We start from the raw sequence: 5721 nt of genomic DNA, 5'->3' as shown, positions 1-5721 counted from the left end.
CGGCTGGAGGTGGCGCTCTTCTTCGCGGTGCCGCGCGGCGCTTTTCCGCCCACGCGCCCGGCCTTGCGCGCGTTCTTGCGCGCCGCGGGGCGCCGGCGGGCCGCCTTCGCCTTGCTGCCGGAGCCGCCCTTCGTCCCGCCTCCGGTGAGCTTGTTCACCGTGGCCCAGGCGCGGGCCTCCGCGGTCTTCTCGCTGGTGCCCTTGTCCTCGTAGCCCTTCTCGATGTGCTCGGCCATGCGCTTCTGCTTCGCCGAGTACTTCTCCTTGCTTCCTCGTGCCATGCAATACCCTCCTGGAAACGGTCCCGGCGCGGGTCCGAGGCACGGAGTCCGCGTCGCCTGCAAGGTGAGCACGCCTCCCCAGGGAGGGAACCCGCCAGCCCCCTACCCCTGTCCACTCCAGGAAGCATGCCGGCTTCCGGGGATGGGGAATGGACAGTGCCTCCGTCCTTTTCGCCCGGGTCCGGCTGGTGCTGGAGCGCTGTCGTGCGCAGCTTGGAGACGCCTCACAGAAAGCCGAGGTTTCGCCTGGAACCCGCACTCAACGCGCCGCCACGCCTCCGCCACCTGGATGGCGGGCCCGCGGTCCTGGTGGTGAACACGCGCTCGCGCTCCGGGCGCGACGCCTTCGAGAACGCCCGCGAGCTGCTGGCCGCCCACGGCATTCCGCTCATGGCCGCGCACGCGCTGACGCGGCCCAAGCGCCTGCGCAAGGTGGTGGAGGAGGCCATCGCGCAGGGGGCCCGCCGCATCCTCGTGGGGGGAGGTGACGGCACCATCAGCTGCGCGGCGCAGGCCCTGCTGGGCCGCGACGTGACGCTGGGCGTGGTGCCGCTGGGCACCGGCAACGACTTCGCGCGCTCGCTGGGCATCCCGGACACGCTGGAGGCCGCGTGTGACGTCATCGCCGGGGGCTACACGGCGCGCGTGGACGTGGGGCTCGTCAACGGGCGGCCCTTCCTCAACGCCGCCAGCCTGGGGCTCACCACCGCCATCGCGAAGCGGCTCACGCAGGAATTGAAGCAGCGCGCCGGGAAGCTGGCCTACCCCATGGCCGCCGCCGCGGAGATGCGCACGCTGCAGCCCTTCCACGCCCGGCTCCAGGCGGACGACCGGACGCTGGAGGTGGACGCGCTCCAGCTGGTGGTGGGCAACGGCCGCTACCACGGCGCGGGCAACATGGTGGCGCCGGACGCCACGCTGGACGACCGCCGGTTCCACGTCTACGCCATCACCGCCCCGTCCGTGGCGGACGGCGGCGAGCGCACGGGGCTGGGCCACCTGCAGGACGTGGCCACGCTGGCGCGCGTGGCGCTGGGCATGCGCAGCGGCGGGCACCTGGAGCACGAGTCCGTCGTGCACCTGCACACCGCGCGGCTCGTCGTGGAGACGGACCCGCCCATGGAGGTGAACGCGGACGGGGAGAACGTGGGCATGACGCCCATGCGCTTCGAGGTCGCCCCCGCGGCGCTGCGCGTCTACGCGCCCGCGCCGCAGTAGGGACGTGCGCGCTACACCTTCTCCAGCACGCTGGAGAGCACCTGGGCGGTGAAGTTCACCAGGGGAATCACGCGCCGGTAGTCCATGCGCGTGGGCCCGATGACGCCGACGGTGCCCAGCACCGCCTCCGCCGTGCCGTAGGGGCTGGCGATGACGGTGACGTCGCCGGCGGCGGAGAACTCGCTCTCCGCGCCGATGAAGACGTGCATCTCCTTGGTGCGCTGCACGCGGTCCAAGAGGTGCAGCAGCTTGTGCTTCTCATCCAGGGCGCGGAACAGCGCGCGGATGCGCTCCACGTCGGCGAACTCGGGCTGCTCCAGGAAGGAGCCGGTGCCTTCGATGAGCACGCGCTCCGGCGTCTGCAGGTCGGTGGCGGCGGCGCCCAGCTTGAGGGCCTTGGCGGTCAGCGCGTTGTAGAGCGCCTGCTCCTGGTCCATCTCCGCGCGGATGCGCTCGCGCGCCTCCTCCAGGGGCACCTGGTGCAGGAGCTCGGAGAGGTAGTTGCTGGCCTTGATGAGCTCGTCGGACGTCACCGGGAAGTCCACGGTGAGGGCCTTGTTGTGCACCTGGCCGTTCTGGCCCACGAGGATGGCGAGCACGCGGTTCTCGCGCAGGCGCAGGAACTCGATGCGCTGGAACACGGCGGCGTCGGGGCGGGGCGTGAGGACGACGCCTGCGTGCCGGGTGAGCGAGTGCAGCACGCGGCTGGCCTCCGACAGGATGTCGTCCAGGCTGGACTCATGGATGAGCCCGGCGTGGATGAGCTCGCGGTCGCGGGGGGCGGGGTCGCGCAGCTTCACCAGGGTGTCCACGTAGAAGCGGTAGCCGCGGTCGGTGGGCACGCGCCCCGCGGAGGTGTGGGGCTTCTCCAGGAAGCCCAGGGCCTCCAGGTCGGCGAGCACGTTGCGCATGGTCGCGGAGGAGACCTCGAACTCTCCGCGGCGCGTCAGCTGCTGGCTGCCGACCGGTCCGCCCGTGGTGATGTACTCCTGCACCACGGCCCGGAGGACTTCCTTCTCGCGCTCACCCAACTCGTCGGGCATTCCCGCTCACGCTCCGGAAAGCTGTCGACCCGACCTCCGGGTCTCCATGGCTCCTGTAGAATTCTAAAAGGGACGCCCGGGGCATTCAATCCGGCGCGCGTCCAGGAGGGCAGGCAGGCGGGGCGCTGGCTTCCTGGCCCGGGGGCCGGGTACGGCAAAGCGCACATCGCCCTGGAGGGTGGCGGGGGTTAGAAGCGCGCCGCCGTGACGACCGCGACCGCGACCCCCGACGTTGCCGAGCCCGCGCCCCACCGGGGCCGGCTGCTGTTCAGCCTCTTCTCGCTCTACGTCATCTGGGGGTCCACCTACCTGGCGATGCGGTTCGCGCTGACGGGCTTCCCGCCCTTCCGGATGGCGGGGCTGCGCTTCCTGCTGGCGGGCGGGCTGCTGTTCGCGGGGTTGCGGCTGAAGGGGCAGCCGGGGCCGGGGCTGAGGCAGTGGGGGGCGGCGCGGCGACGGGCTTCCTGTTGCTGGTGATGGGCAACGGCGGCATCGCGTTCGCGCAGAACCTGGGGGTGCCGTCCGGGGTGGCGGCGCTGGTGGTGGGGAGCATGCCGTTGTGGGTGGCCATCTTCGGGGCGGCCTTCGGGCAGAGGCCGGGCCGCGCCGAGTTCGTGGGGCTGGTGCTGGGCTTCGCGGGGGTGGCGCTGCTGAACCTGGGTGGGGACATGGGAGGCGGGGGCATGGCGGCGCTGGCGCTGCTGGTGGCGCCGGCGGCGTGGGCTTTCGGTTCGGTGTGGAGCCGGCGGTTGCCGATGCCCGAGGGGCTGATGACGCCGGCGACGCAGATGTTGAGCGCGGGCGTGATGATGATGGCGGTGAGCTTCGTGTTGGGGGAGCGGATGGCGGACGCGGTGCCCCCGCGCGCGGTGGTGGCGTTCGTGTACCTGGTGGTGTTCGGTTCGCTGGTGGCGTTCAGCGCGTACGGCTATCTGCTGCGGCACGCGAGGCCGGCGCTCGCGACGAGCTACGCGTACGTGAACCCGGCGGTGGCGGTGCTGCTGGGCGTGGTGTTCGCGGGAGAGACGCTGGGGCCGCTGACCCTGGGAGCGATGAGCGCCATCCTGGTCTCGGTGATGCTGCTGGCGCGCGGGAAACGGTGAGAAGGTTCAGCGCCCGCAGCGGCTGAGCTTGGAGACGCACATCGTCAGGGCATTGGCGAAGCCGTGGGCGTAACAGCTCTCGTGCCAGGACTGGGCGATGAGCGGATCCCCGACCTGGGTGGGCACGCGGGTCATCTGGAAGAACGAGCGGAACTCGCCGCCCTGGAGCTGGGGCCCCTGGCGGTCCTCGTAGTTGCGGGCGTAGTTCTCGAAGGTGATGCGGTCCGCGCCGCTCTCCGCGACCACGCCGCCCCAGTGATACTCCCACACCGGTTCGCAGTAGACAGGCGGAGGGATGGGCGCCGCGGGGCGGGGGGCGACCTCGTCCCGCATCCGCATCCAGTTGCGGTTCTGGGCATCCTGGTAGCGCTCCATGGCGCCCACGGAGTACGTCTGGAACGCGTCCCCCACCCGCGGGTCCGCATAGGCATTGAGGCCCAGCCGGAAGAGGAGCTGCTCGTAGCGAGCGCTCAGCGTGGCGCCGTTGAGGTTGACGCCGTTGAGCGTCATGGGGGCGTTGGCGCGCACCCGGTTCACCAGCCGCCCATAATTGCGTCCAATGGGGCCGTAGTAGCCCGCGAGCGCCGCCATCTGGGCCTGGGGGGTGTTGGCCCCCGCCAGCGCGTTCTGCAGCCCCACCTGGTAGTCGTTGACCGCGCGTTGCCGGGCCGCCGCGGCGTTGGGGCCCTCTCCCTGTCCATGGAAGAGGAACGTGGTGATGAGCACCGCCAGCCGGAACGGGATGTCGCCATGGGCCGGGAAGACCGGGGCCCACCCGCCGAGCTGCCAGCGTGGGAGGTTGAGGAAGAGCTGATTGCCGGACTGCGTGAGCTTCACGGTGCGCCGCGAGTCCTGCTGCTCGCCCATGACCTTGCCGGAGATTTCATTGCAGTTCTGCGACACGGCGGGCTCGAGGTGCCCGTCCTCGGACATCGCCACCTGGAACAGCCGCTTGGGTCCCGGGCCGCTCAGGAAGGGCAGGCAGCCCGGCTGCGCGGGGGGACCGATTTCCAGGTAGCGCGGCCCGGGCACCTTGGCGATGCGATAGCTGGAGCCCGCGGACCGCAACGCGCGGTTGCACCGGTCGATGGCGCGGTCCGTGGCGAAGAAGTGCTTGGACTGTTCGTGGCGGGGGTCCGTGTCCTCGATGGCGAGTTCGTTGTCATCCGAGACCCGGAGCGCGACCTGGTTGTGCGGCCGCAGGACGACGTTCACGGTCCCTGCGTCGAGGAGGAAGCTGTCCCCGTGCGTCTTCGGGTAGGGGTGGGGACGCACTCCGTCCCGCTGGGTCTCGAAGGTGGCGTTGTGGAGGTGGACGTCCTGGGCGCCGAGCTGGGCGTTCTGGATGACGTGGTACGCCTGAAGCGCGACGGTGGGCGAAGTCCACCGGCCCCCATGTGCCCAGGACGCCGCGAGCGGCACACGCTCCCCCGAGAGGGCCTGTGCCGCCAGGGCCTCGGCCTCTGCCTCCAGGACCCCGTCCACGAGCAGCCCGGTCCCGCCGTCGCCGTGAGGGACGCGCCCCGCGCGCTGTTGCAGCACGTGCACCAGCTCATGCGCGAGGATCCGGCTCCCCCGAGCCGAGTCGAGCGCCAGTGCGCCCGGAGCGAAGAGGATCTGCTCGCCCCAGCACAGGGCCTTGGCGCCCAGCCGCGCGACCAGGGGATGCTCGTGCAGGCGCACAGCGCTCAGGTCGGCACGGAAGGCCTGCTCGAACCGGACACGCACCCGCCTTGGGAGTTCCCGGCCTCGAGCGCAGGCCCGCTTCAGGAGCATGGGGGTAAGCCAAGGGTGCGGAGAATCCAAATTCCGTGCTCCCCATGTATCGAGGTGTGTCTCGTGAAACATCTACTACACCCGGGCGCCCAGCTCACGCGATCATCAAGGCGGCCCGCGCCTCGCGCGAGGCTCCTTGAAATCCAGGTGACGCCCTCAAGCATGGACATCGCCGAAGCCAAGGAGGCGATAGCGTCCGGCGCGTGCGTTCCATGAAGAGTCTCTGGGTGGCCGGTGCCCTGCTGACGGCGTGTGCCGGAGGGACGCGTGCATCCCGGCACGGCGAGCTGGGGTACGTCG

Annotated in this window: 5 protein-coding genes and 1 pseudogene; 3 read left to right on the top strand and 3 right to left on the bottom strand. The window is 71.0% G+C overall.

All coding sequences use genetic code 11. The features are described 5' to 3' along the window. Positions 1 to 281: pseudogene (locus tag ACLEQD_RS24465) on the bottom strand (transcriptional regulator); the annotation flags it as partial. Positions 282 to 593: 312 nt separating this feature from the next. On the opposite strand from ACLEQD_RS24465, the gene ACLEQD_RS24460 reads away from it, so the two are divergent. After that, the gene (locus ACLEQD_RS24460; RefSeq protein WP_410387213.1) at positions 594 to 1499 is read left to right on the top strand and encodes a lipid kinase; all 906 of its coding nucleotides are present in this window, start codon (positions 594 to 596) and stop codon (positions 1497 to 1499) included. An 11-nt stretch (positions 1500 to 1510) separates the two neighbouring features. On the opposite strand, the gene hrcA is transcribed toward ACLEQD_RS24460, so the two are convergent. After that, positions 1511 to 2542 (bottom strand): heat-inducible transcriptional repressor HrcA, encoded by a 1032-nt coding sequence (gene hrcA, locus ACLEQD_RS24455; protein ID WP_410387212.1) that lies wholly within the window; start codon positions 2540 to 2542, stop codon positions 1511 to 1513. Between the two features lie 204 nt (positions 2543 to 2746). Between hrcA and ACLEQD_RS24450 the strand changes: the two genes are divergently transcribed. Both ACLEQD_RS24450 and ACLEQD_RS24445 read left to right on the top strand, forming a co-directional pair. Then, on the top strand, positions 2747 to 3019 hold the full coding sequence (locus ACLEQD_RS24450; protein ID WP_410387210.1) for an EamA family transporter: 273 nt from the start codon (positions 2747 to 2749) through the stop codon (positions 3017 to 3019). Continuing rightward, complete coding sequence (locus ACLEQD_RS24445) at positions 2980 to 3645, top strand: EamA family transporter (RefSeq protein WP_410387208.1); 666 nt, start codon at positions 2980 to 2982, stop codon at positions 3643 to 3645. The genes ACLEQD_RS24450 and ACLEQD_RS24445 overlap by 40 nt, the downstream gene beginning before the upstream one ends. A gap of 6 nt (positions 3646 to 3651) precedes the next feature. On the opposite strand, the gene ACLEQD_RS24440 is transcribed toward ACLEQD_RS24445, so the two are convergent. After that, a complete protein-coding gene (locus ACLEQD_RS24440; protein ID WP_410387206.1) occupies positions 3652 to 5373 on the bottom strand; it encodes a DUF4157 domain-containing protein in 1722 nt (573 codons plus the stop codon). Positions 5374 to 5721 lie beyond the last annotated feature (348 nt).

Source organism: Corallococcus sp. 4LFB, assembly GCF_046520365.1.
Lineage (GTDB): Bacteria > Myxococcota > Myxococcia > Myxococcales > Myxococcaceae > Corallococcus > Corallococcus caeni.
This window is presented reverse-complemented; position numbering and strand designations above follow the sequence as displayed.

Bases quoted from the DNA above. Each gene is read 5' to 3' on its own strand.
- hrcA (WP_410387212.1), bottom strand. From the start codon at position 2,542: ATGCCCGACGAGTTGGGTGAGCGCGAGAAGGAAGTCCTCCGGGCCGTG.